General features: G+C 73.5%; 21 protein-coding genes. 14 read left to right on the top strand and 7 right to left on the bottom strand.

Translation table 11 applies throughout. From position 1 onward, the window contains the following. Nucleotides 1–34 precede the first annotated feature (34 nt). Nucleotides 35–991 (top strand): polyphosphate kinase 2, encoded by a 957-nt coding sequence (gene ppk2 / locus AB0G20_RS19775; RefSeq protein ID WP_361303986.1) that lies wholly within the window; start codon nucleotides 35–37, stop codon nucleotides 989–991. Between the two features lie 48 nt (nucleotides 992–1,039). Here the strand turns inward: ppk2 and AB0G20_RS19770 are convergent, their stop codons facing one another. Continuing rightward, complete coding sequence (locus tag AB0G20_RS19770; RefSeq protein WP_361303983.1) at nucleotides 1,040–1,402, bottom strand: hypothetical protein; 363 nt, start codon at nucleotides 1,400–1,402, stop codon at nucleotides 1,040–1,042. Between the two features lie 42 nt (nucleotides 1,403–1,444). Further along, nucleotides 1,445–1,885: an ATP-binding protein gene (locus tag AB0G20_RS19765; RefSeq protein ID WP_361303980.1), complete on the bottom strand. Its 441-nt coding sequence runs from the start codon at nucleotides 1,883–1,885 to the stop codon at nucleotides 1,445–1,447. A gap of 660 nt (nucleotides 1,886–2,545) precedes the next feature. Here AB0G20_RS19765 and AB0G20_RS19760 point away from each other — a divergent pair. From AB0G20_RS19760 to AB0G20_RS19745, 4 genes are all read left to right on the top strand, one after another. After that, complete coding sequence (locus tag AB0G20_RS19760; protein WP_361303977.1) at nucleotides 2,546–3,742, top strand: hypothetical protein; 1,197 nt, start codon at nucleotides 2,546–2,548, stop codon at nucleotides 3,740–3,742. A gap of 92 nt (nucleotides 3,743–3,834) precedes the next feature. Then, nucleotides 3,835–4,365 carry a 2Fe-2S iron-sulfur cluster-binding protein gene (locus AB0G20_RS19755; RefSeq protein ID WP_361303974.1) on the top strand — a complete coding sequence of 177 codons (531 nt, stop codon included), beginning with the start codon at nucleotides 3,835–3,837 and terminating at the stop codon, nucleotides 4,363–4,365. Continuing rightward, complete coding sequence (locus AB0G20_RS19750; RefSeq protein WP_361303971.1) at nucleotides 4,362–5,366, top strand: xanthine dehydrogenase family protein subunit M; 1,005 nt, start codon at nucleotides 4,362–4,364, stop codon at nucleotides 5,364–5,366. Before AB0G20_RS19755 ends, AB0G20_RS19750 begins: the two co-directional genes overlap by 4 nt. Continuing rightward, entirely contained in the window at nucleotides 5,363–7,462 is a 2,100-nt protein-coding gene (locus AB0G20_RS19745; RefSeq protein ID WP_361303968.1) for a xanthine dehydrogenase family protein molybdopterin-binding subunit, read from the top strand. Before AB0G20_RS19750 ends, AB0G20_RS19745 begins: the two co-directional genes overlap by 4 nt. 120 nt (nucleotides 7,463–7,582) lie before the next feature. On the opposite strand, the gene AB0G20_RS19740 is transcribed toward AB0G20_RS19745, so the two are convergent. Beyond that, nucleotides 7,583–9,223 (bottom strand): hypothetical protein, encoded by a 1,641-nt coding sequence (locus AB0G20_RS19740; RefSeq protein WP_361303965.1) that lies wholly within the window; start codon nucleotides 9,221–9,223, stop codon nucleotides 7,583–7,585. 248 nt (nucleotides 9,224–9,471) lie between these two features. Here AB0G20_RS19740 and AB0G20_RS19735 point away from each other — a divergent pair, with 248 nt between their 5' ends. The 3 genes from AB0G20_RS19735 (at nucleotide 9,472) to tgmB (ending at nucleotide 11,107) form a co-directional block, all read left to right on the top strand. Further along, entirely contained in the window at nucleotides 9,472–9,783 is a 312-nt protein-coding gene (locus AB0G20_RS19735; RefSeq protein ID WP_361303962.1) for a YkvA family protein, read from the top strand. A gap of 132 nt (nucleotides 9,784–9,915) precedes the next feature. After that, nucleotides 9,916–10,107, top strand: coding sequence for a putative ATP-grasp-modified RiPP (gene tgmA, locus AB0G20_RS19730; RefSeq protein WP_031111424.1), 192 nt, complete (start codon nucleotides 9,916–9,918; stop codon nucleotides 10,105–10,107). Nucleotides 10,108–10,123: 16 nt separating this feature from the next. Next, nucleotides 10,124–11,107, top strand: coding sequence for an ATP-grasp ribosomal peptide maturase (tgmB, locus tag AB0G20_RS19725; RefSeq protein WP_361303959.1), 984 nt, complete (start codon nucleotides 10,124–10,126; stop codon nucleotides 11,105–11,107). Nucleotides 11,108–11,164: 57 nt separating this feature from the next. Here tgmB and AB0G20_RS19720 read toward each other — a convergent pair whose 3' ends face one another. Together AB0G20_RS19720 and AB0G20_RS19715 are read right to left on the bottom strand one after the other, a co-directional pair. Next, nucleotides 11,165–11,368 (bottom strand): hypothetical protein, encoded by a 204-nt coding sequence (locus tag AB0G20_RS19720; protein ID WP_361303956.1) that lies wholly within the window; start codon nucleotides 11,366–11,368, stop codon nucleotides 11,165–11,167. Between the two features lie 140 nt (nucleotides 11,369–11,508). After that, a complete protein-coding gene (locus AB0G20_RS19715) occupies nucleotides 11,509–11,958 on the bottom strand; it encodes a DUF2269 family protein (RefSeq protein WP_361303953.1) in 450 nt (149 codons plus the stop codon). Nucleotides 11,959–12,143: 185 nt separating this feature from the next. On the opposite strand from AB0G20_RS19715, the gene AB0G20_RS19710 reads away from it, so the two are divergent. Beyond that, entirely contained in the window at nucleotides 12,144–13,115 is a 972-nt protein-coding gene (locus tag AB0G20_RS19710) for a helix-turn-helix domain-containing protein (RefSeq protein ID WP_361303950.1), read from the top strand. A gap of 47 nt (nucleotides 13,116–13,162) precedes the next feature. Here AB0G20_RS19710 and AB0G20_RS19705 read toward each other — a convergent pair whose 3' ends face one another. Next, nucleotides 13,163–13,414 (bottom strand): DUF5133 domain-containing protein, encoded by a 252-nt coding sequence (locus tag AB0G20_RS19705; protein ID WP_361303947.1) that lies wholly within the window; start codon nucleotides 13,412–13,414, stop codon nucleotides 13,163–13,165. 225 nt (nucleotides 13,415–13,639) lie between these two features. After that, nucleotides 13,640–14,497, bottom strand: a complete 858-nt coding sequence (locus AB0G20_RS19700) for an aldo/keto reductase (protein WP_361303944.1) — start codon at nucleotides 14,495–14,497, stop codon at nucleotides 13,640–13,642. Nucleotides 14,498–14,762: 265 nt separating this feature from the next. Between AB0G20_RS19700 and AB0G20_RS19695 the strand changes: the two genes are divergently transcribed. The 5 genes from AB0G20_RS19695 to AB0G20_RS19675 all read left to right on the top strand — a co-directional run bounded on the left by AB0G20_RS19695 (nucleotide 14,763) and on the right by AB0G20_RS19675 (nucleotide 24,432). Continuing rightward, nucleotides 14,763–16,325 carry an acyl-CoA carboxylase subunit beta gene (locus AB0G20_RS19695; protein WP_361303941.1) on the top strand — a complete coding sequence of 521 codons (1,563 nt, stop codon included), beginning with the start codon at nucleotides 14,763–14,765 and terminating at the stop codon, nucleotides 16,323–16,325. A 65-nt stretch (nucleotides 16,326–16,390) separates the two neighbouring features. After that, on the top strand, nucleotides 16,391–18,148 hold the full coding sequence (locus tag AB0G20_RS19690) for a fatty acyl-AMP ligase (RefSeq protein ID WP_361303938.1): 1,758 nt from the start codon (nucleotides 16,391–16,393) through the stop codon (nucleotides 18,146–18,148). Next, entirely contained in the window at nucleotides 18,145–22,110 is a 3,966-nt protein-coding gene (locus AB0G20_RS19685) for a type I polyketide synthase (protein WP_361303935.1), read from the top strand. Before AB0G20_RS19690 ends, AB0G20_RS19685 begins: the two co-directional genes overlap by 4 nt. 22 nt (nucleotides 22,111–22,132) lie before the next feature. Then, nucleotides 22,133–23,086: an alpha/beta hydrolase family protein gene (locus tag AB0G20_RS19680; RefSeq protein WP_306932938.1), complete on the top strand. Its 954-nt coding sequence runs from the start codon at nucleotides 22,133–22,135 to the stop codon at nucleotides 23,084–23,086. 122 nt (nucleotides 23,087–23,208) lie between these two features. Continuing rightward, on the top strand, nucleotides 23,209–24,432 hold the full coding sequence (locus tag AB0G20_RS19675; RefSeq protein WP_361303931.1) for a helix-turn-helix domain-containing protein: 1,224 nt from the start codon (nucleotides 23,209–23,211) through the stop codon (nucleotides 24,430–24,432). The last annotated feature ends 28 nt before the right edge of the window (nucleotides 24,433–24,460 follow it).

Genomic DNA, 24,460 nt, shown 5'->3' with positions numbered 1-24,460 from the left:
ATGTCCGTTCACCTGCGAATCGGGGAGTCGAGTGATGAGCGCCGAAGACGCGGACAAGCTGATGGACGGGTTGACCGTGGACACCAGTCGCCGGGAGCAGCCGATCGTGCTGGACGGAGACGGGCGCCCCATCCGGACGTGGCGGGAGAACTATCCCTACGACCGCAAGGTGGGCCGCAAGGAGTACGAGCGGACCAAGCGCATCCTGCAGATCGAACTGCTCAAGCTCCAGCGGTGGGTCAAGGACACCGGTGCCCGCCTGGTCGTCGTGTGCGAGGGGCGGGACGCGGCGGGCAAGGGTGGCACGATCCAGCGGTTCACCGAGCGGCTCAACCCGCGTGGCGCACGCGTGGTCGCCCTGGACAAGCCCACCGAGCGCGAGGTGGGCCAGTGGTACTTCCAGCGGTACATCGCGCATCTGCCGACGGCCGGGGAGATCGTCTTCCTCGACCGCTCCTGGTACAACCGGGCCGGCGTGGAGCGCGTGATGGGCTACTGCTCCAAGGACGAGTACGAGCTGTTCCTCGACCAGTGCCCGGACTTCGAGCGGATGCTGGTGGACGACGGGGTCCTGCTGATGAAGTTCTGGTTCTCCGTGTCGCGCTCCGAGCAGCGCACGCGCTTCGCGATCCGGCAGGTCGACCCCGTGCGCCAGTGGAAACTCTCCCCCACCGACCTGGCCTCACTGGACCTCTGGGACGACTACACCGAGGCGAAGGTGGACATGTTCCGCGCCACCGACACCGCGCACGCACCCTGGACGGTCGTCAAGAGCAACGACAAGCGGCGTGCCCGGCTGGAGACCATGCGCAGTCTGCTGTCGCGCATCGACTACGCCAGCAAGGACCGCGAGGCGGTCGGCACACCCGACCCCCTCATCGTCGGCGCCGCCGACACCCTTCTGGAGCCGGGTGAGGAGGACACCACCCTGTCACCCACGCCGTTGTCGCCCGGCGCCGACGGACCCGGCAAGCACCCCGGGACCGGCTGACGCAGGCCCGGGCCCCCTCCCGCGGGCGGGAGGGGGCCCGGGCCTGCGTCATCGCTGGGCGGCGGCGCGCGTTTCCGTGCGGTGGTCGTAGTACGCCCAGATCGCCACGGCCACCACGGCGGTGAGCCCGACCGTCAGGACCCGCACCGCGCCACTGGTCAGGTAGGCGACGAGACCGGTGAGACCCGCTCCACTCAGCATGATCAGGCGGCTGAGGAAGCGGTTCTCGGGCGGCTGGGGGTCTTCCCGGTCCTTGAGGTCGTGGAGGGCGTCATGCGCCGGATGTACGGAACCACGCCGGGCGCGGGCGCGGTACGCCAGTCCGTAGCTGATCAGTGCGTACAGCGCGAGAGCGCCCAGGACCCAGAGCCAGACATAGGGGTCGTCACTCGATCCTCGTGCCAGGTACACGACACTTCTCCTTCAGAAGCGGGCCCCATCGGTGGGCGGAACTCAACTGCTGCTGCCGCCCTGCCGGTCGGTGTCGCCATCGGGGTCAGGGTCGGCGGGACGGAAGCATGCCGTCACCGTCTTGCCGTGCCGCTGGCACCTCATTCCCCACTCATCGGCGAGCTTGCGCACGATCGCCACTCCGCGGCCGGAGACCTCACCCGGCTCCGGTTCGCGCTGGCGCGGCAGCGTCGGGTCCTCGTCGTGGACGCTGACATGAAGGCAGTCGCCGTCCCACGTGAGGACCAGGTGCGCGTCGCTGTTGGCGTGGATGTGCGCGTTGGTGATCAGCTCGGACACCGCCAGCACGATGGTGTCCACCGTGTCCGGCTCGGCAGCGGCCCAGGCCAGGGACTCGACGCGCTTGCGTGTCCAGTCCCTCCCCGCGCGCACGCCTTCGGACATACGGAACGAGTGCGCCCAGCCCATCGCCTTAACCGCCACTGCCCCCGGTCCCCTCTCCTGTGTCCGCACACGAGCCCGTGCGGGGACCGGGTACCCGGTCCCCGCCTCGACAGGCATGAGGGGACTGCCGGTACGTCACCGTGAGAACGGCGCGTCTTGCCGGGCGAGCAGGACCCGCCCCGATGCGGATGGTGGGCGGGCCCTGCTCGTGCGCACCATTGTCGGGACCGCGTGACGGGCGGGGCCACGCGTGAGATCCGTCGATGTGCGCGCGGCGCGCACACCCCGCGCGCATGGCGCACATCCCGCGCACCCGGCCCCACCCCAGGGCGCTGCCGGGTGCCGTCTCACACTGCCGCGTGCCGCAGTGCGCCGCCCGTCGTCATACGCCGCTGCCTCTGCGTCACATGGCACAGCCCGGCACGGGTAGGCGCTGCGCATGACCGATGGCGAGACCGAACAAGAGAACGCCCGGGCCCGGCGGCCGGAGCGCGCCCCGTCCCGGCGGGGAGGGCACCCCGTGGAGTCGGGCGTGACCGACATCGTCCCGGGGTGGGATCCGCGGCCCGGCCGGGGAGGTGAAGGCTCGTAGGTATGTACGTCACCGACACGGGGAGCCAGGTGCGACCCCGGGTAGCACCCGTCGGCCTGCGGCGACGATACTGGCAGGCGCACGTACCCTCGCTCACAGATGGACCCATGCAGACCTCCCTCACCGTCCGCCCCATGACACCTGCCACGGTGTGGCTGGCGCGCGGCCGCCACGCCCCGGGTTCCGCGGAAGACGTTCTCCGGCGCTCGCTGCGGCAGCGCAAGGACAGCCAGGCCATCGACGACTTCATGGAGTTGCCCGACGACGAAACCGCACCGGCGGAGCGGGTCTTCGAGGCCCGCTGGAGGGCCGGCGACGACGTGACCGTACGCGCCCGGCTGAGCCTGCGGCCCGGCGCGGACGACGGGCCCGGACAGGAGTGGATGCTGGTCGCTGAGGCCGAGCAGCCGTGGAACCACGCGTGGCCCTCCCCCGCCGGCCTGTTCTGGCCGCAGGAGCCGGACACCGCGTGGGACCAGGATGCCGCCACGCGTCTGACCCTGGGGGAGATCAACCCGCTGCCCCAGGACGACAAGGAGACCCGCCGCCTGCTGAGGAACACCGTGCGCGGCGGATGGCACATCCACGTGGTCGTCCACGAGGCGATGACCACCGACGACCGGGGACGTACGCCCGTGGCGCGGTGGTTGCCGCCGGGCCTGCGCCACCGTGTGGTGGAACACCACGCCGCCCCGCAGCAGCTGCGCGGCCTGAACTGGGCCCTGCGGGACTCCGGCGTCCAGGTGCCGCGCGGTGGAGCGGTCGTGCTGCCGGGCGTTCCGGCGCCGGAGGGCTACGACGCCCAGGACTTCTCGGTCCGCGCGGTCTTCCTCGACGGCTCCGAGCCGGCCGACCTCGTCGACGCGGTGACGCGGTTCGCCGCACTCCCGAGACCCCTGCCCGACGGTGCCGGGGACGCCCTCACCGCGCTGCGGGAGGACTGGCACCTGCTGACGCTCCAGGAGGAGCTGGACCGCCAGCGCGGGCTCGTGGCCATGTACGCCGAGGCGCTGGAGGCCATGACGAAGTCCCGTGACCTGTACCGGGAGGCGGCCGAAAGCGCCCACGAGGCCCTGGCCGCCTATCAGGAGTCCGCCGGGGCCGCTCCCGCCGCACCGCAGCCGTCCGGTCCACCGGCCACGTCCCCGCTCCAGCAGCTCACACGGACGTTCGAACGCTTCAAGGTCAAGCGCCCCGCGACCGCGGCCGGTGACCAGAAGGGTGACGGAAAGAGCGACGGAAAGAGCGACGAGAAGAACGACGAGGAGAGCACCGCCGCCCAGCGCGTCACATCGGAGCGGTAACACCCTCCTCGTGGGGCGCACGTGTCAGTCGTGCCCTCCTGGATACGCGGTCCGTACGGCATCACGGCCCGCCCGGGAAGGTCCTCCACGACATGGGCAACCATCAGCACCACTCGCAGACCACACTCCGCGTCAACGGCAAACCCCACACGCTCACCGTCGACCACCGGCGGGTCCTGCTGGACCTCCTGCGGGAGGATCTGGACCTCACGGGCGCCAAGAAGGGCTGCGACCACGGCCAGTGCGGCGCCTGCACGGTCCTGGTGGACGGGCGGCGCGTCAACAGCTGTCTGCTGTTCGCGGTCGCCCTGGACGGCTGCGAGGTCACCACCGTCGAGGGCCTGTCCGGGGACGGCGAGGAACCACACCCGCTGCAACGGGCCTTCCTGGAACGCGACGCCTTCCAGTGCGGCTACTGCACCCCGGGCCAGATCTGCTCCGCGGCCGGTGCGCTCGCCGAGGCGGCGGCCGGTCACCCCTCGCACGTCACCGACCCGGCGGCGCCCTCGGGTGAGCCGGTGCCGCTGGACCGCGAGGAGATCCGGGAACGGCTGAGCGGCAACCTGTGCCGGTGCGGTGCGTATCCGCGGATCGCCGAGGCCGTGGAGGACGTGATCCCGTGAAGGAGTTCGCCTACGTCCGCGCCGGCAGCGTCGAGGAGGCGACCTCCGCGTACGCCTCCCACGCCGGCGCCCGCTACCTCGGTGGCGGCACCAACCTCGTCGACCTGATGAAGCTCGGCGTCGAGGCGCCCACCGCCCTCATCGACGTCACCCGGCTGCCCCTGGACACGATCGAGGAACTGCCCGACGGTGCGCTGCGCGTCGGGGCGATGGTCCGCAACAGCGACCTCGCCGCCCACCCCCTCGTCCGCGACCGGTACCCGGCGTTGTCGCAGGCGGTGCTCGCGGGTGCCTCCGGGCAGTTGCGCAACGCGGCGACGACCGGCGGGAACCTGCTCCAGCGCACCCGGTGCCCGTACTTCCAGGACCTGTCGAAGCCGTGCAACAAGCGCGAGCCGGGCAGCGGGTGCGGCGCGCGGGACGGTGTCCACCGTGATCACGCGGTGCTCGGGCACTCCGCGCACTGCATCGCCACCCATCCGTCGGACATGGCGGTGGCACTCGCCGCCCTCGACGGGCGTGTCGAGCTGGACGGGCCCGAGGGAGCCCGGAGTGTCCCGGCGGCCGACTTCCACCGCCTGCCCGGGGACCGCCCCGAGCAGGACACCGAGATCCGCCCCGGCGAGCTGGTCACCGGCGTGGTGCTGCCGGCCGCCACGGCCGGGCTGCCGTCGGCGTACCGCAAGGCGCGCGACCGGGCCTCGTACGCCTTCGCACTCGCCTCCGTCGCGGTCGTGCTGCGCCTGGACGACGGTGTGATCGGCCATGCGGGGCTCGCCTTCGGGGCGCTGGCGCACCGGCCCTGGCGGGCCCGGCGGGCGGAGGAGTCACTGCTGGGCGCGGCCGCGACCCGCGCGGCGTTCAAGCACGCCGTCGAACGGGAGCTGTCCGCCGCGCAACCGCTGCGGGACAACGCCTACAAGGTGCCGCTCGCCCGCAATCTCGCCGTGGACGTGCTGTCCCGGCTCACGGACACCGCGCTCACCGGGAGGGTCTCGTGAACGGCAGTGTGGGTGCCCCCGCCGAGCGCCGGGAGGGACGGGAGAAGGTCAGCGGCACCGCCCGCTACGCCGCCGAGTTCCACTCCCCCGGCCGGGCCCAGGCCTGGCCCGTGCCGGCGAGTGTGGCCCGGGGCCGGGTGACCGGCGTCGACACGACGGCCGCCCTGGCCGTGCCCGGGGTTCTCACCGTCCTCACCCACGAGAACGCGCCACGTCTCGCGGAACCGGAGGATCCCACGCTCGCCGTGCTGCAGAATCCCCGGGTTCCGCACCGCGGCTGGTTCGTGGCCCTGGTGGTGGCCGAGACACTGGAGTCGGCTCGCGCCGGAGCGGCCGCCGTCCGCGTCGCCTACGACGCCGAGGAGCACGACGTGGCGCTCACCGTCTCGCATCCGGGTGTGTACGTGCCCGAGGAGGCCAACAGCGGTCAACCGGCCGTCCGTGAACAGGGCGATGCCGACGGGGCGTTCGGCTCCTCGGCCGCCCGGGTGGACGTCTCGTACCGGGTGCCGCCGCTGCACAACCACCCCATGGAGCCGCACACCAGCACCGCCCGGTGGGAGGACGGCCGGCTCACCGTGCACACCTCCAGCCAGGGCACCGGCGTCGTGCGGGACACGCTCGCCGCGCTGTTCGGCCTGCCGGAGGAGCGGATCGTCGTCACCGCCGAGCACGTCGGCGGCGGCTTCGGCTCCAAGGGCACGCCCCGGCCCGACGTGGTGCTCGCCGCCATGGCGGCACGGCAGACCGGGCGGCCGGTGACGGTGGCCCTGCCACGCCGCCATCTGCCGGCCGTCGTCGGGCATCGCGCCCCGACCCTGCACCGGCTGCGGCTCGGCGCCGACGCGGACGGCCGTCTCACGTCCGTCGCGCACGAGGTCACCACGCACACCTCCCGCATCAAGGAGTTCGTGGAACAGGCGGCCGTGCCCACCCGGGTGATGTACGCCGCGCCCCACCGTCGTACGGTGCACCGGGTCGCGGCGCTCGACGTTCCGTCGCCGTCCTGGATGCGGGCCCCGGGCGAGGCCCCCGGCATGTACGCGCTGGAGTCCGCCATGGACGAGCTCGCCACCGAACTCGGCATGGACCCGATCGAGCTGCGCGTCCGCAACGAGCCCGACGTCGAGCCCGACAGCGGCAAGCCGTTCAGCAGCAGGCACGTGGTCGAGTGTCTGCGCGAAGGCGCCCGGCGTTTCGGGTGGGCCGGGCGCGATCCCCGCCCGGGCTCCCGACGGGAAGGGCCCCTGCTGCTGGGGACGGGTGTGGCGGCGGCGACGTATCCCGTCCTGGTGGGGCCCTCCACGGCGACGGCTCGCGCACTGCCCGACGGTACGTTCCTGGTGCGGGTCAACGCCACGGACATCGGGACGGGTGCCCGGACCGTGCTCGCGCAGGTCGGTGCCGACGCCCTCGGGGTGCCGCTGGAGCGGGTGCGGATCGAGGTCGGCAGCACGGAACTCCCGTCGGCGCCCCTGGCCGGCGGTTCGTCCGGCACCGCCTCCTGGGGCTGGGCCGTGCACGAAGCCTGTGCCCGACTGGCCCGGCGGCTGGCCGAGCACGCCGGGCCACTGCCCGGGCAGGGCCTCGACGCCCGCGCCGACACGCAGGGCGCGGCGGACGCCGAGAGCGACTTCGCGCGACACGCCTTCGGGGCGCACTTCGCCGAGGTCGCCGTGGACACGGTCACCGGGGAGGTCCGGGTCGGCCGGCTCCTGGGGGTGTACGCGGCGGGCCGCATCCTCAACGCCCGCACGGCACGCTCCCAGTTCGTCGGCGGTATGACGATGGGCCTGGGCATGGCGCTGACCGAGGGCAGCACCATGGACGCCGCGTTCGGTGACTTCACCGAGTCGGATCTGGCGTCGTACCACGTGCCCGTGCACGCCGACGTCGCCGAGATCGAGGCGCACTGGCTCGACGAGGAGGACTCCCACCTCAACCCCATGGGCAGCAAGGGGATCGGGGAGATCGGCATCGTCGGGACGGCCGCGGCGATCGGCAACGCGGTCCATCACGCCACGGGCGTCCGCCTGCGTGAACTCCCGCTCACCCCGGACCGGGTACTGACCGGGCTGCTCGACCGCCGGGCCTGAAACGCGGCGGCACCACTCGCCGCGAGCCGAGTTGCCGAGTTGCCGAGTGGATCGGATCGGCAGGCGACAGTCAGGCGACAGCGCCTCGATCCGGTCCGACCGAAGGGAGCCCTCCGGGCCTCACTCCGCCGTGCCGCGTGCCTCGGACACCGGCGTGGCCTCCCACTGCCTGGCGGCGATGGGTGCCAGCACCCGGAAGACCAGCGCGACGAGGGCCAGCAGGGCCGCGCACCCGGCGACCCCGGCAGCGAGCCACGGTGGGGCGAGCGCCAGGTCGACGGCCCGGGACAGGGACGCCGACGGGAACGAACTCCCGTACGCCTGGGCCCCGGCCAGCACCGTGGGCACCAGCACCGCCCCGGCCAGCACCAGCGCGACGGGGCGCAGCGCGAGCAGCAGCGCCAGCACCGTGCACAGCACCGACAGGCCGAGGGCGAACGCGTGCAGGCGCAGGGACGCGTCGCCGCGCTCCAGCGGGAAGTGGACCACCGCGCACACGGCGAGAGCCAGGGCGGCCAGCCAGCCCGACCAGGACACGGACCGGGCGAACGGGTCCGTCGCACGCTCGCGCTCCGGAGGTGCGTCGTCGAGGGTGCGGTGGGTCTCGCGGGCCGGGCCCGGGCGTGCCGCGCGGCGCTTGCCCTGGCGACCGGGCGCCTCGGGCCCACCCGTTCCGCCCTCGGGGCGCGAAGTCCCGTTCGGGCGACGGCCCTTGCGGTCCAGCCGTTCCAGCCCGAGGCGGTCGATCAGCTCGACCAGTTCCCCGACGGACCGGCCGGTGGCGGCCGCGCGGAGTGCCTCCTCACGGACGTGGGGCTCCTGCGGCTCCTTGTGCAGCAGGGTGACCAGCCGGGTCACCTCCTCCACCGGCCGGTGGGCGGCCGCGGCCCGGATCGCCTCGTCCGCGCACTCGGCGTCGCGCGGGGGCTTCGTCAGCAGGGCGATCAGCCGGGACACGTCCTCCACGGACCGGCTCACCCCGGCGGTGCGGAGCGCGTCGACCCTCGCCTGCGTGTGGTCGGGCGACTCCTCCAGCGAGACGATGAGGTCGACGACCTCCTCCAGCGGCCGGTCGGCCACGGCGGCGTGCACCAGGTCGCTGACGGCGTCGCCGTACGGTGCGCCGGAGGCCGGGCCGGTGCCGGGCCGGAGCTCCACCGGGTTGTCGTCGAGCGACCGGATCACGAACGGCCGCGCACCCGGCTGGTCTTCGTCGCCCGGTCCGGGCCCGGCGGGCGGCTCGGCCTCGTCCCCGCCGTGCGCAGCGGGCTCGGTGCCGTCGTCCGTGCCGACGGTGTCCGGGTGGGCGGGCCGGGTGGGCTCGTCCGCGGGGTCCGGCCCGTCGAGGACGGGAGCGGCAGGCCGCGCCTCGGCGGGATCCAGCCAGTCCTGAACGGGCGGGACCGGCTGCGCGGCGGCCCGGTCCGGGGCGTGGGCGGCGGACGTGTCCGTCTCGTCGACCCCGGGGACAGCGGGCCGCGCGGGGGCCGCCGGCTGCGTTCCCGCCCCGGCCGCCGGGTGGGAGCCGAGGGCAATGGGCTCGGCGGCCGCCCGGTCGGCCTGGTGGGAACCGGCGACGGCGGGTTCGGAGTGCCCCGCCCGGTACGTCTCGTACGGACCGGCGGCGGGCTGCGCGCTCGTCTGCTCCACCGGGTGCGTTCCGGTGGCGACGGTGGTCTCGGCGGACGGCGGGGCGGACCCGTTCGGCTCGCTGGGTATGGCAGGTTCGTTCGGGCGGGGTGATGAAGAGCAGGTGGTCATACTCGCCTCCATGGGGAAGAGTGCGGCCGCTCCTGCGCCCCCCGTCGTGCGGCGAGCGACGTTACGCTGACCATTACTAAGCGCCCCCGTCACCCCGTGCCACTCGGGTGAGCCACCGGGATGACCACCCGCACGGGAAAATCCGTCGACTCGCCGACATGTCGGGCCCTGGCCGCAATACAGCCGCCGGAAACGGGAATCCAGCTAAGGACACCCGGTGTCGCGGCATGCCAGGAGGAGAGCAACTCGTGGATACGACCACAAAGGTGATCATCCTGGCCGCGTCTCTCGCGGCCGTCGTCCTCGTCTTCGCCGTCGTCGTCCTCGTGCGGCTGGTCCGGACCCGGCGCGATCTGCGGCGCGCGGGACTGCCCACGGGCCCGCGCTGGGTCTTCTGGGGCGCGGTGCTCTATTTCCTGCTGCCCGTCGACCTGATGCCCGACCCGGTGTACCTGGACGACATCGGCGTCCTGCTGCTCGCTCTGCGCACTGTCCGCGGCTCCCTCGGCGAACGGGAGCGCAGCACGACACACCGGCCGGACCAGCAACCGGCCCGATGACTACGGAAAGTAAGGAAACCAACCACCCGTTCGATTCGTATAAGTCTCTGGAAGCCGAAACAGGTCGGCGGACCGGGCGGCCGCGCCCCCGGGCCACCACCTGATCGGCGCAGTACCGACGAGGGAGAGACGATGCAACCGTTCGCGCTCAACTACGCGCGCCCGGCAGTGGAGTTGGAAGCTGCCATTCCGTACGTGTACGACGCCGGACAGCAGTTGAACGTGCTCCGCGACGGCCGGGTCGCGGCCTCCGACTTCGCCCTGCTGAGAGAGTTCGGCACCACGACGTCCACCGCCGGCTCCAAGACGCACTTCGACGACTGACCACGGGCCGCCGACGATGACCGTACTGATCCTCACCTGTGAGGAGGACGTCACCGCGGACATGGTGGTCGTGCACCTGAACGCGACGGGGGTTCCTGTGGTCCGGGTCGATCCCGCGGACCTGACCGGTGGTGTCGCGCTGTCGGGGGAGTATGTGCACGGCCGGTTCCGCGGCCATCTGTCCGCCGGGGGGCGGCTGGTGAGCATCGGGGGGATCCGGTCCGTGTGGGTGCGCCGGCCCGGCGTCCCGGCCGCGCGGGCGGCTCAGCCGTCCGCATGGCTGACCGAGGAGGCCGCCCAGGCGCTCTACGGCATGCTGCGGGGTTCGGACGCGCGCTGGATGAACCAGCCCGACGCGGCGCGCCGGGCCCGGCACAAGCCGTGGCAACTGCGTCTCGCCCAGAGATGCGGCCTGCCCGTGCCCGCGACGCTGATCACGACCTTCCCCCGTGCCGCCCGCGAGTTCGCGGAGCGCTACCCGGAGCTGGTGGTCAAGCCGGTGTCGGGCGCGCATCCGCAGGATCCGCCGCGTGCCGTGCCGACCAGCCGGGTCGCCCCGGACGCGGACTTCTCCGCCGTCGCGTTCGGGCCGACGCTGCTGCAGCGGCGGATCACCAAGCGGGCCGACATCCGGCTCACCGTCGTGGGCGAGCGGATGCTGGCCGCCCGCAAGGCGACCGCTGAGGACGCGGACCCGGACGAGGTCGATGTGCGGTTCGCCGCGCCCGGCTCGCCGTGGCTTCCCACCGAGGTGCCGTCCTGCATCGCGCCGGGTGTCCTGTCCTATCTGCGTGAGGCCGAACTGGCGTACGGGGCTTTCGACTTCGTGGAGGACTCCGACGGGACCTGGTGGTTCCTGGAGTGCAACCAGTCGGGGCAGTTCGGGTTCGTCGAGGTGGAGACGGGTCAGCCGATCGCCCGGACCATCGCCGAATGGCTGGCCCGGCCCGTTCCGGTCCAGCCGTCACATGTCAATGGCTCGAACACGACGGTCCGTTGAGCACCGGGCCCGGCGCAGACCGGGTCCGGTCCCGGGCCACTGGCCCGCCGCCCGGGTTCACTGCGGGCGCGGGCCGGGGAGCATGCCCGCACGCTGCCAGCCCGCGCCCGGGGAGTGCGGACGGTCGTAGCCGAGGGACTGTGAGGGCCGCATGACCAGCTCCAGTTCCCTGCTCACACGTTCGGCCTCGCGGCGCACCTGTGCGGGGATGTCACCGCGCTCCGCGATGAGTCGGTCGTAGATGGGGGAATCCTGGAACACCCGTCAACGTGCCTTTCTGCTCGTCGGCCCCGTGCGGGGGCGAGACTGCGAGTGTAGGCGGCGCGGTGTCCCGGAGTGTGAATTCCTTGGGATGACTTGACGCAGACCGGACATCCGTGACAGGTGAACGCGGGGCTTCCTCAGGCTCCCGTCGTCGAACCCGGCCGGACGATCATCAGCACCGTGACCGTGGCCCACAGCAGGTTGAAGATGCCGGTGAACATGGCGAGTTGCACGGTGTTTCGGTGGTCGGGGGCCTGCTCGTCCCTCAGTTGGCCGAGGAGCTCCTCCTGGCGGGGCAGGACGAAAGCGGCCAGGACGCCCGCGGCCGCGGCGGTCAGGGCGATGGAGGTGACGAGCCATCCGCTGCCGAGGACGCCCATCGCGGCCGCGGTCGCGAACCCGAGGACCGGGACGGTGAGTCCGACACCGGCGTAGACGCGGCAGATGCGGTGCAGGAGGGCTACCGTGCCGACGCCGGTGGGGGTCGCGCGGCGCGCGGCGGGCGGGAACATGCTGGCCGCGACGGTCACGGGACCGATGGCGACGATGGCGGCCAGGACATGAAGGGACAGCAGAATCTTGGTCACCGGGGCTCTTTCCGTGAATGCGATCAACGGCGCCCACGCTAGGACGCCCCGGCACGTGCGCCCATGGGCTGGAACGACAGCTTCCAACGGGTTCTCGCCACCTGGTCCGACCTGCGCTCCCCCTTCCGCACCAGCCGCGATCCCCACCTCACAGGGCTGGCGGGAAGGCGCCTAGGGTGGCGGTCATGCACTCCGTGGCGATCCTGGTCCTCGATCGAGTGGTGCCGTTCGACATGGCGGCGCCCCAGCAGACGTTCGCCTGGACCCATATGCCGGACGGACGGCCCGCCTACCGGGTCCGGTTGTGCGCCGAGACGCCCGAGGTGCGCGCGGACGGCGGTTTCACCCTGCGGGTCGAGCGGGGGCTCGAAGCGCTGGCGGAGGCGGACACCATCATCGTGCCGGGCTGCTCCCCCGAGGCCGCGCCGCCGTCCGCCCGTGTGCTGGCGGCCCTGCGGGAGGCGGCCGAGGCCGGGACCCGGATCGCGTCGGTGTGCGTCGGCGCCTTCGTGCTGGCGGAGGCGGGACTGCTGGACGGGTTGCGCGCCACCACGCACTGGGTGGCCGCCGGTGAACTGGCCCGCCGCTTCCCGCGGGTCGAGGTGGAGCCGGACGTGCTGTACGTCGACAACGGGCAGATCCTCACCTCGGCCGGGGCGGCCGCCGCACTGGATCTGTGCCTGCACATGATCCGGCGGGACCTGGGGTCGGCCGTCGCCGCGAACATCGCCCGGATGTCGGTCATGCCTCTTGAACGGGAGGGCGGGCAGGCCCAGTTCATCGTGCACGAGCATCCGCCCGTGCCGCGCGGCTCGGCGCTGGAACCCCTGCTGGAGTGGATCGAGGACAACCTCGCGCACGAGGTGACGCTGGGCGCGCTGGCGGCGCGGGCGGGAATGAGCGAGCGGACCTTCAGCCGCCGCTTCCGCGAACAGACCGGCACCACGCCGCTGCAGTGGCTGCTGCGGGTGCGGGTGCGGCGCGCCCAGTACCTGCTGGAGAACTCCGACCACTCCGTCGAACGGATCGCGCGTCAGGCGGGGTTCGGCTCGCCGACCGCGTTCCGGGAGCGGTTCCGCAAAGTGGTGGGCACCACGCCGTACGCCTACCGCATGGCGTTCCACGGGCGGACGAACGCCTCGGCGGCCCCTTCCTAGGGGCCGCCGAGGCGCCGTGCCCGGTCGTGCCGGGCCTCACAGAACTGTCAGCCGACCAGCGTCAGGCCGTTCTCCCCGTCCGCGTCGGCGGCATCGGGACGTCCCTCGGTGAGCAGCAGGACGTCCGCCTTGGCAATGGCGTCGCTGATGTCGGACGTCCCCATCATCACGCACAGCGTGTAGCTGACGTCCTCCAGCTGGCGTGCCGCCGTCGGCACGTGCCTCTCCGACTGAGCGATCCTCAGCGACGCGTACCGCGTCAGCAACTCCCTGACGATCTTCCGGTCCGGTACAAGCACGTAGCGCCCCTCTCTCTGTTTTCGCTGCGTATGCCCGAACCACGCGGAAACATTCACACGTTTTTCTCACCTGGGGTGGATTTGACGAGAACTGATCGGAAGCGACCGGTCTTAGGCCGGAGCCGATCTCCTCGACCCGGTTGCCGGTGCGCAGGGCGAGCGCCTGCTCGTCGGCAGCAGGAGACCCGGGGCGGCGTGCGGCCGTCCCCGGGTCTCGTGGTCCTCTCAGGCGGCGTCCAGCTCCGCCAGTTCCTCGGCCGTCAGGGCGAGGTCGGTGGCGGCCAGCGAGTCGCGGATGGTCTCGGGCCGGCTCGCGCCCGGGATCGGGACGACCACGCGCGACTTGGCGAGCATCCAGGCCAGGCACACGCGCTGCGGGCTCACGCCGTGTGCCTCGGCGATGCGGGCGAAGGCGGCGTGCCCGGAGCCGAGTTCACCGGCCTTCGAGATCCCGCCGAGGGGGCTCCAGGGCAGGAACGCGATACCGAGTTCGTCGCACAGGCGCAGTTCCGGCTCGCTGGAGCGGAAGGCCGGGGAGAACTGGTTCTGCACGGAGACCAGGCGCCCGCCGAGGATCTCGTCGGCCTGCCGGATCTGCTCGGGGTTCGCGTTCGAGATGCCGGCCATGCGGATCTTGCCCGCGTCCAGCAGGTCGCGGATCGCGCCGACGGACTCCGCGTAGGGGACGCGCGGGTCGGGGCGGTGGAACTGGTAGAGGCCGATGGCCTCGACGCCGAGCCGGCGCAGGGACTCCTCGCAGGCCGCCTTGAGGTGGCGCGGGCTGCCGTCGAGCGTCCAGCTGCCGTCGCCGGGGCGGAGGTGGCCGCCCTTGGTGGCGACCAGGATGTCGCCGCCGCGGTCGTGGGAGGCGAGGGCCTTGGCGATCAGGGTCTCGTTGTGGCCGACCTCGTCGGCGTCGCGGTGGTAGGCGTCCGCGGTGTCGATCAGGGTCACACCGGCGTCGAGGGCGGCGTGGATGGTGGCGAGGGAGCGCTCCTCGTCCGGTCGTCCCTCGATGGACATGGGCATCGCGCCCAGGCCGATCGCGCTGACCTCGACGTCACCGATGCGGCGGGTGTGCATGGGTTCGTGACCTCTTCCGGCTGTCGGGCGATGGTGCACTCCAGCCTGGCCGCCGCGCGCCCGGGGGTCCAATAGAAGAAGGAGAACGCATTCAGCACTCGGGCCACTGAATCGTGCCCGGGCTCTCGAAGGCCCCTTGTCACACCCGGATGAAACCCCGCGCCGGAGGACTCAATTCCCCCACACAGACCGGCGATCCGTACGGCACTCCCCCGCCCCGCTGCCATATTCGAGGACCACTTCGGAGGTGGTAGTGAGCACAGAGGTGACAGCATCCGGTCCGAGGGAGACGGCCACGCAGACGCCCGGGAGCACCGCGGAGCGCGTCGCCGGCCTGGAGCACCGCCGGGAGCGGGCGGTGGCCCCGGGCGGGCCACGCAGACGCGGGGAGTTCTCGGCCCGGGAGCGGATCGAGCGGCTCGTGGACAAGGACTCCTTCACCGAGACCGGTCTGTTCGTCCGGGCCCGGCCCGCGGAGCACGACGCCCGCCGCCCCTACGGCGACGGCGTGGTCACCGGGTACGGCACGGTCGACGGCCGCCCGGTGTGCGTGTTCGCGCAGGACTCCACGGTCTTCGGCGGCAGCATGGGCGAGGCCTTCGGTGAGAAGACCGTCGCCCTGATGGAGCTCGCCCTGAAGACGGGCTGCCCGGTGATCGGCCTGAACGACTCCGGCGGGGCCCGGATCCAGGAGGGTGTCGCCGCCCTCGCCCTCTACGCCGAACTGGTCCGGCGCAACGTCAAGGCGTCCGGGGTGATCCCGCAGATCTCCGTCGTCCTGGGCCCGTGCGCGGGCGGCGCCGCGTACTCGCCGGCGATCACCGACTTCACGGTGATGGTGGACGGCGCCTCGCACATGTTCGTCACGGGTCCCGACGTCATCGAGACGGTCACGGGCGAGCGCACCACCGCCGAGGAGCTGGGCGGCGCCCGCACCAGCAACACCGTCAACGGCAATGCCCACTTCCTGGCCGCCGACGAGGAGGACGCCCTCGACACGGTGCGGGACCTGCTGTCGTACCTGCCGGCCAACAACCTGGAACGGCCTCCGGAGTACGCCCCCGGGCACGCCCCGTCCGGGGCCGGGCTCGACGAGGTCGTCCCGGACCGGCTCGGCGAGGCCTACGACATGCGGGACATCCTGCACGCGGTCGTCGACGACGGTGAACTGCTGTCGGTGCAGGAGCTGTTCGCGCCGAACATCATCTGTGCCCTGGCCCGCGTCGAGGGCCGCTCGGTGGGCGTCGTCGCCAACCAGCCACTGCACGCCGCCGGGGTCCTCGACATCGACGCGTCCGAGAAGGCCGCCAGGTTCGTGCGGTTCTGCGACGCGTTCGGCATCCCGCTGCTGACCTTCGCCGATGTGCCCGGGTATCTGTCCGGGGTGCGGCAGGAGCAGGCCGGGATCATCCGGCGCGGCGCGAAACTGCTGTACGCCTACGCCGAGGCCACCGTCCCCAAGGTCACGGTCGTGGTGCGCAAGGCGTACGGCGGCGGCTACGCGGTGATGGGCTCCAAGCACCTGGGCGCCGACGTCAACCTCGCCTGGCCCACCGCACGGATCGCCGTCATGGGCGCCGAGGGGGCCGTGGGCGTCCTGCACCGGCGCGAACTCGCCGCGTCCGACGACCCGGAGGCGCTGCGCGCCCGCCTCCTCTCCGCGTACGAACGCACTCACGGCACCCCGTACCTCGCCGCCGAGCGCGGCTATGTCGACGCCGTGATCGCGCCGCGCGAGACCCGGGAGCAGATCTGCCGCGCCCTGCGCGCGCTGCGTGGCAAACGCGCCCCGATGCCGGAACGCCGGCACGGCAACATCCCCCTCTAGCCACCCCCTTCCCTCCCCCCTTTCACGACCCATAGGCCGATCCGCGCCGTGAGGAGCCCCGCCTGATGGACAGCCGCCGCCCCCCGCTCGCGCCCGCGTGCCCCACACTGCCGGAGTACGTACGGCACTGGGCCGAGACCACCCCCGACCGCCGGGTCTTCACCTTTGTCGAGCACCCGGCACAGCACTCGCGCGGCGTGCACCGCACCCTGACCTGGCGCCGCCTGGACGTGCGGGTGCGGGCGCTCGCCGCACGCCTCGCCGGTGAGGCCGGGCCCGGGGAGCGGGTCGCGCTGCTGTGTCCGCAGGGTACGGAGTACGTGGCCGCGTTCCTCGCGGCCCTGTCCGCCGGGCTGGTCGCCGTGCCGCTGTACACGCCGGGCCTGCCCGGGCACGCCGACCGGCTCGCGGGCGTCCTCGCCGACGCACGTCCGTCGGTGGTGGTGACCACGAGCCGGACCCGGGCGGAGGTGCGGGACTTCCTCGGGTCCGGCGGCCCGCGGATCGTCGTCGCGGACGGGGTGCCCGACGACGAGGGCCAGGAATGGCAACCGGTCGCCCTGGACGCCGAGGCACCCGCCTACCTCCAGTACACGTCCGGTTCGACCCGCGCCCCGGCCGGTGTGGAGATCAGCCACGGCAACGTCGTCGCCAACGCCCGCCAGGCCCTGGCCGCCTACGGCCTCGACACCCGCCCGATGACCAGTGTGGGCTGGCTGCCGCTGTACCACGACATGGGGCTGGTGCTCAGCGTCGCGGCCCCGGTGGCACGCGGGGCGCTGTCGGTGCTGATGGACCCGGCGGCGTTCCTGCACGAGCCGGTGCGCTGGCTGCGGCTGCTCGCCGCGCATCCGAACGCCGTGAGTGCCGCCCCCAACTTCGCCTACGACTACTGCGTCGCGACCGTCACCGCCGAGCAGAGGGAGGGTCTGCGGCTGGACAAGGTGACCGCGCTGATCAACGGCAGTGAGCCGGTCCGCCCGGGCACGGCCGACCGTTTCCACGCGGCGTTCGCGGGTCAGGGCCTGGCGCCCGGGACGCACTGCCCGTCGTACGGGCTGGCCGAGGCCACGGTGTTCGTGTGCGCGGCCCGGCCGGGTGAGCCGCTCAGCCGGTTCGCGCTCGACCGCGACGCCCTGGCGGCCGGAAAGGCACTGCCCGCCCGGCCCGACGATCCCGGGGCGGTGCTGTTGGCGGGCTGTGGCACGCCGGCGGGTCAGCGGGTCCGGGTCGCCGACCCGGTGTCACGGGCCCTGTTGTCGGAGGGTGAGGTCGGGGAGATCTGGGTGCAGGGGCCGAACGTGGGCCGCGGCTACTGGAACCGGGACTCGCAGGAGGTGTTCGGCGCGGAGTTCGCGGACGCCGCGGCCGGTCCGGGCCGCTGGCTGCGCACGGGTGATCTGGGGACGGTGCTGGAGGGGCAGCTGGTCGTCACGGGACGGCTGAAGGACCTGATCATCGTCGACGGGCGCAACCACTACCCGCAGGACGTCGAGGCGACGGCCCAGGAGGCGCACGAGGCAGTGCGCCGGGACCGGCTCGCCGCCTTCGCCGTGCCGGGTGGCGCCGGTGGCGAGTGTGCGGTCGTCGTGGCGGAGCACGCGAGGACCGCTCGGCTCGCCGAGCTGGACGTACCGGCCGTGGTGCGTGCCGTGCGCGGCGCCGTCTCCGCCCGGCACGGGCTGCGGCTGGCCGATGTCGTCGTGGTGCCGCCCGGCACGGTGCCCCGTACCTCCAGCGGCAAGGTGTCGCGGGCGCTGACCCGCGCCCGGTATCTGGAGGGTGCCTACGACGGGCAGGCCCGGGCGGGTGCCGCGGGATGAGGCCTGTCGACGAGGCCGCGCTGCGCCGGCTGATCGCGGAGCGGGTGGCCGCCTGGAACGGTACGTCCCCGCAGGACGTCCCGATGGACCGGCCGCTCACGGACCTCGGCATGGCCTCGCGCGATGCCGTCGCCCTGGCCGGTGAGCTGTCCCGCGCCACGGGCCGGGAGCTGCCGACGACGCTGCTGTGGGAGGCGCCCACCGGCCAGGCCCTGGTGGCGCGGCTGTGCGGTGCGGGGGGCCCGGGAGCCGAGGTGGCACCGGTGCCACGTGCCGCGATGCCGGGCGGGACGGCCGAGCCGGTCGCGGTCGTCGGGGTCGGCTGCCGCCTGCCCGGCGGGGTGCACGGCCCGGACGGCTACTGGCGGCTGCTCGGCGAGGGTGTCGACGCGATCCGGCGCGTCCCGGAGGACCGCTGGCGCGACTTCACCGCGTTCCCGCCGGCCGACGCCCACCCGTACGGCGGCTATCTCGACGACATCGCCGGCTTCGACGCGGACTTCTTCCGCATCACCCCGCGCGAGGCCGCGGTGATGGACCCCCAGCAGCGGATCCTGCTGGAGGTCGTCCACGAGGCGCTCGACCATGCCGCGGTGCCGGCCGGGTCCCTGGCGGGCACCGCAACCGGCGTGTTCGTCGGCATCTCGGCGCCGGAGTACGGGCAGCTCACAGGCGCCGAACCGGCCGCCGTCGATCCCTGGGCGCCGGCCGGGGGCGCTCTCAGCGTCGCCGCCGGCCGGCTCGCCTACGTCCTGGACACCCGGGGGCCGAGTCTGGCCGTCGACACGGCCTGCTCCTCCTCGCTGGTCGCCGTGCACCACGCCTGCGTCAGCCTGCGCACGGGCGAGAGCGACACGGCGATCGCGGCCGGGGTCAACCTGCTGCTGTCACCGGCCGTCACCGTCGCGTTCCGACGGGCGGGCGCCCTCGCCCCGGACGGACGCTGCAAGCCGTTCTCTTCGGCGGCCGACGGCATCGGGCGCGGCGAGGGCTGCGCGGCCGTGATCCTCAAGCGGCTGTCCGACGCCGAGCGGGACGGCGACCGGGTGCTGGCCGTCATCCGCGCCACCGCCGTCAACTCCGACGGCCGCTCGAACGGCCTCATGGCGCCCAACCCGGCCGCCCAGCAGGCGTTGCTGGAGCGGGCGTACGCGCAGGCCGGGCTCGCCGCGCGGCACGTCGACTATGTGGAGGCGCACGGCACCGGCACCCCGTTGGGCGACCCGATCGAGGCGGGCGCCCTCGGCGCGGTGCTGGGCGCGGGCCGGGACCCCGACCAGCCGCTGCTGCTGGGGTCCGCCAAGGGCAACCTCGGCCATCTGGAGTCCGCAGCGGGCGTCGCGGGCCTGGTGAAGACGGTGCTGGCCCTGCACCACGACGGCATTCCGCCGTCCCTGCACTGCGAGCGGGGCAGTTCTCTCACCGATCCCCGGCTGCGGGTGGTGACCGAGCCCGAGCCCTGGCCCCGTTACGGCGGCACCGCCCTCGCGGGGGTCTCCGGGTTCGGCTTCGGCGGCACCAACGCCCATGTGGTGCTGGAGGAAGCACCGCCCGGCCTGGTCCCGGTGCGACCGGCCGAGGAACCGGCCGCCCGCCTGCACCTGCTCTCCGACCTCGACACCGAGCGTCTGCGCGACACGGCGGGCAGGCTCGCCGGCCGCCTGCGCGACAGCCCCGCGCACCCCGCCGACGTGGCCCGGACCCTGGCCGGGCGCACGGGCCGGGGTCCCGTGCGCGCGGCTGTGGTCGCCCACGATCGGGCCGAACTGGCCGACGCCCTGGACGCGTTGGCGGCCGGGCGGCCCGACGCACGGGTGACGACCGCCGACCGCGACCGCGTGGGCCGCGGCACGGTGTGGGTCTTCTCCGGCTACGGCAGCCAGTGGCCCGGCATGGGGCGTCGACTGCTGGCCGAGGAACCCGCGTTCGCCGCCGCCGTCGAGAAGCTCGACCCGCAACTCGCCCCGGAGTGCGGCCTGTCCCTGTACGACCACCTGTCCTCGGGTGACGGCCTCGACCGACTGGAGGTCGCCCAACCGGTGTTGTTCGGCTTTCAGTTGGCGCTCGCCGAGCTGTGGCGTTCCTACGGTGTCGAGCCCGCCGGCGTGATCGGCCACTCGATGGGCGAGGTGGCGGCGGCCGTGTGCGCGGGCGCGCTGGACGTGGCGGACGGGGCGCGTGTCATCGCCGTACGGGCCCGGCTGCTGAGCGGCCTGCGGGGCGGCGCGATGGCCGTGGTGGATCTGGACGACGCCGAACTGGACTCACTGGAGCGGGACTTCCCGGAGGTGCATGTCGCCGTGCACTCCTCTCCCCGGCAGAAGGTCGTCACGGGTGAGGAGGCGGCGGTGGCCGGTCTCGTACGGCGGCTGGAGGGGCAGGGCCGGGCTGCGAGGGCCATGCGGGTCGTCGGCGCCGGGCACTCGCCGCAGGTGGACGCGCTGTTGCCGGAGCTGGTGGACGCGCTGTCCGGCATCCGGGGACGGCGGCCGCGGGTCCCGGTCTACTCCACGGTCCTCGACGATCCGCGCGGAGACTGCCTCTTCGACGCCGCGCACTGGGCGGCCAACCTGCGCCGGCCCGTGCGGCTGGACCGGGCGCTCGCAGCCGCCGCGGCAGACGGCCGTACGGCCTTCGCCGAGATCTCCCCCCACCCGGTACTGACGGGGGCCGTCGCCGACACCGTGCCCGGCTCCCTCGCCCTGGCCACGCTGCGCCGGGACGCCGACGGGTCGGAGGCGTTCGCCGGGCAACTGGGCGCCCTGTACACCGCGGGGCAGCGACTGCCGGTGCCGCCGGGGCGGGTCATCGACCTGCCGCTGCCCCGGTGGCGGCACGTACGGCACTGGTGGACGGACGGACGGGCGCGCACCGAGCCCGAGCCGGAGCGACCCCGCACCGAGGTGCCGGAACCCTCTTCGGTCCTGGCCCGCCTGACCCACCACATAGCCGCCGTCACCGGCCACTCCCCCGCCCGCATCACCCCGGGCACCGCGTGGGCCGACCTGGGACTGGACTCGCTGATGGCCGTCCGCGTCCGCACGGCGGTGGAGCGCGAGTTCGGTATCGAACTGCCTCTGCGCGCCCTGTTCGCCGCCGTCACCGTCGAGGACGCCGCCACCCGCATCGAGCGCGCCCTCCCGCGCGACGACTCCCCGGTGCGGCCTCTGCGCGCCACCGGCTCGCGGCCCCCGCTGTTCCTCGTCCATGCCGCCGGCGGCCCGGTCGGCGTCTACCGGACGCTCACCGAACGCCTCGGCGACGACCAGCCGGTGTACGGGCTGGAGCGGATCGAGGAGGCCGGGACGGTGCCCGAGAAGGCGCGCCGCTACGCCGAGGCGATCAACGCCACCCACCCCGACGGGCCCTGTCTGCTGGGCGGTTGGTCCTTCGGCGGCTTCGTCGCCCAGGAGACCGCACGGCAACTGACCGCCGCCGGGCGGGATGTACGGCTGGTCGTGCTCATCGACTCCGTACGGCCCCTCCCCCGCCCGGAACTGACGCGGACCGACCGGATCCGGGCACACTTCGAGGGCTTCGCCCGCCATGTCGCCGACGCCTACGGCGTGCGGCTGGAGCTGCCGTACGACGAGCTCGTGGCCATGGACGACGACGCGGCCCGTATCGACGCCGTACTGCGGGCCCTGCGCGAGGCCGCCGACGTGCCGCCCGCGGCGCTGGAGCACCAGCGGTCCTCCTACCTGGACATGGGCATCGGCGAGTCGCACCGGCCCGGCGGCTACGACGGGCCGGTGGTCCTCTACCGGGCCACCGAACCCGCGCCGCACACCGTGCACGACCCCGCGTACGAGCGGGACGACCCGGCGCTGGGCTGGGACGAGGTGTGCCCACGTCTGCAGGTGGTGCCGGTGCCCGGTCACCATCTGTCGCTGCTCGATCCGCCGCACGTCGACGATATCGCCACCCACCTGAGCCGCCTGCTCGCCGAGCCGGTCCCCTGAACATGGAACCCGAGGAGCCGTCATGCCCCACCTGCCGCAGAAGCCCGCCGCCGGAGTGTCCCGGCGCACCGTCGCCAGAGCGACGGCCGCCGCCGGTCTCGCCGCTCTGTTCGGCGCCGCGACCGGCACGGCCACTGCCCGGGCGGCCACCCGGCTCGGTCCGCGCACGCTGGACGTGTCCGTGCCCTCCGCGGCGCTCGGCCGCAGCGCGCCGGTCCGCCTGATCCTGCCGTCGGACTTCGGTGCGCGCCCGGAGAAGAAGTACCCGGTCCTGTACCTGCTGCACGGCGCCCACGACGACTACACGTCCTGGACCCGCGAGACGGACATCGAGGCGTTCACCGCGGGCCGCGACCTGATCGTGGCGATGCCGGACGCGGGTCCCACCGGCATCCCGAGCGCCTGGCGCGGCGGCCCCGACTACGAGACGTTCCAGATGAAGGAGGTTCCGGCACTGCTCGCCCGGGACTACCGGGCCTCCGGAGTACGGGCGGTCGCCGGGGTGTCCACCGGCGGCTACGGGGCGATGGCCCACGCGGCCCGTCATCCCGGCGCGTTCACCGCGGCGGCCTCCTACAGCGGCATCCTCGACACCACGGCCCCCGGTGTTCCCGCCATCATGGACGCGATCGTGGCCCGCGAGAACCTGCCCGCCGCGTCCCTGTGGGGCAATCCGGTGTTCAACCTCCTGACCTGGCGGGACTTCAACCCGCGAGCCCGCGCCACCGGGCTGCGCGGCACGGCCCTGTACGTGTCGCAGGGCAGCGGGGTGGGCAACGGTGGCGATCCGTTGCCCGGGATCCTGGAGAGCGCCCTGTGGCCCTCGGCCCAGGGTTTCGCCCGCACGCTGGCCCTCATGGGGATCCCGGCCACCACGCACTTCTACGGAGGAGGCGGGCACGACTGGGCGCATTGGAAGCCGGAGTTCACGGCCTCGTGGCCTATCCTCGCCCGTGCACTGGGTGTGCCCGAGTGACGGAGGTGCCGTCGGGGCACGGAACGGAGCGGAGGGGTCGTCCGTCCTACGCAGGACTGCCCACTCGTCCCACAGGCATCAGCCCGCGGGTGAGCCGCTTCCGGTCGAAAGGAGGGTCCGTGATGGCTGTGCCCACCCCACACGGCATGCCGGACCACCCCACCCCGCTGCCGCAGGTCCCGCCCGAGCTCGCGGAGCTGCTGCGCGCCAATCTGCCCGCCGTCGCCGACGAGGTGGAGGAGGAGGTCCGCCGCCAGGTCCCCGAGTACGCCCGGCCCGCCGACGGGATCTACCGCCAGAACCTGCGGTCCGGGGTGGTGCAGGCGCTGACCCTGTTCGTCGACCACATCGCCGACCCGCGCGACGACGGGGGCGCGATCGCGGCGACGTACTACGAACTGGGGCGGGGCGAGGCCCTGGAGGGCCGCAGCCTGGACGCGCTGCAGTCCGCGCTCCGGGTCGGCGGCCTGCGCGCCTGGCGGCTGATGGGCCGTACGGCGGAGGAACTCGGGCTCGACTCCACGGCCGTGGCCGCGCTGGGGGAGCTGGCGTTCCGGACCGTGCACGAGGTCGCCCAAGCGGCCGCGTCCGGGTACGCCGAGGCCCAGCTGCGCAGCTCCGACGAGCTGGAGCGGCGCCGCAAGCGCCTGCTCGACCTGCTCCTGGAGGACGGGCCGGTGGCGCTGGAGGCCGTACAGGACCTGGCGCACAGCGCGCGCTGGCCGGTGCCCCGGACGGTCGCCGTCGTGGCGCTCGCGGCGGCGCCGGACCGGCGGGAGGAGGACCGGCCGCTGGCGGCGGCGGGGGCGCTGGTGGACATGGGGTCCCGCCCGCCGCGCATGCTGGTGCCCGACCCGGAGGGCGCGGGCGGCACCGGCGGCCGGGCGTTCACGCTCGCGCTGCGCGGCCGGCCCGCCGCGATCGGCCCGACCGTCGCGGTCACCGAGGCCGCGCAGTCGCTGCGCCTGGCCACCCGGGCGCTCGGGCTGATGGGCCGTGGGGTGCTCCCCCGCCAGGGCGTGGTGCGCTGCTCCGAGCATCTGTCGACGCTGCTCCTGCACGGCGACGAGCCGCTGCTGGAGCGCCTGCGGGCCCGGGTCCTCGCGCCCCTCGAGACGGTCTCGGCGGGGCAGCGCGACCGGCTCGCCGAGACCCTGCTGGCCTGGCTGCTCAGCGGCAGCAACGTGCCGGACGTCGCCGCACGGCTGCACATCCACCCGCAGACGGTCCGCTACCGCCTGCGCCAGCTCGAGAAGCTCTTCGGCGATGCCCTGCACGACCCGGAGGCCCGCCTCGACCTCATTCTCGCGTTGCGCGCGGAATCACTGCACACGCGACAGAACTGACTGACTGCATTCAGGCGGCGTACTCAAT

Source organism: Streptomyces sp. NPDC024017, from assembly GCF_040638895.1.
Taxonomy (GTDB): domain Bacteria; phylum Actinomycetota; class Actinomycetes; order Streptomycetales; family Streptomycetaceae; genus Streptomyces.
This window is presented reverse-complemented; position numbering and strand designations above follow the sequence as displayed.

What these genes read in the sequence shown, in the direction of transcription:
- ppk2 (WP_361303986.1), top strand. Translation starts at nt 35, where the DNA reads ATGAGCGCCGAAGACGCGGACAAGCTGATGGACGGGTTGACCGTGGAC.
- AB0G20_RS19760 (WP_361303977.1), top strand. Translation starts at nt 2,546, where the DNA reads ATGCAGACCTCCCTCACCGTCCGCCCCATGACACCTGCCACGGTGTGG.
- AB0G20_RS19755 (WP_361303974.1), top strand. Translation starts at nt 3,835, where the DNA reads ATGGGCAACCATCAGCACCACTCGCAGACCACACTCCGCGTCAACGGC.
- AB0G20_RS19740 (WP_361303965.1), bottom strand. Translation starts at nt 9,223, where the DNA reads ATGACCACCTGCTCTTCATCACCCCGCCCGAACGAACCTGCCATACCC.
- tgmA (WP_031111424.1), top strand. Translation starts at nt 9,916, where the DNA reads ATGCAACCGTTCGCGCTCAACTACGCGCGCCCGGCAGTGGAGTTGGAA.
- tgmB (WP_361303959.1), top strand. Translation starts at nt 10,124, where the DNA reads ATGACCGTACTGATCCTCACCTGTGAGGAGGACGTCACCGCGGACATG.
- AB0G20_RS19710 (WP_361303950.1), top strand. Translation starts at nt 12,144, where the DNA reads ATGCACTCCGTGGCGATCCTGGTCCTCGATCGAGTGGTGCCGTTCGAC.
- AB0G20_RS19700 (WP_361303944.1), bottom strand. Translation starts at nt 14,497, where the DNA reads ATGCACACCCGCCGCATCGGTGACGTCGAGGTCAGCGCGATCGGCCTG.
- AB0G20_RS19690 (WP_361303938.1), top strand. Translation starts at nt 16,391, where the DNA reads ATGGACAGCCGCCGCCCCCCGCTCGCGCCCGCGTGCCCCACACTGCCG.
- AB0G20_RS19685 (WP_361303935.1), top strand. Translation starts at nt 18,145, where the DNA reads ATGAGGCCTGTCGACGAGGCCGCGCTGCGCCGGCTGATCGCGGAGCGG.
- AB0G20_RS19680 (WP_306932938.1), top strand. Translation starts at nt 22,133, where the DNA reads ATGCCCCACCTGCCGCAGAAGCCCGCCGCCGGAGTGTCCCGGCGCACC.
- AB0G20_RS19675 (WP_361303931.1), top strand. Translation starts at nt 23,209, where the DNA reads ATGGCTGTGCCCACCCCACACGGCATGCCGGACCACCCCACCCCGCTG.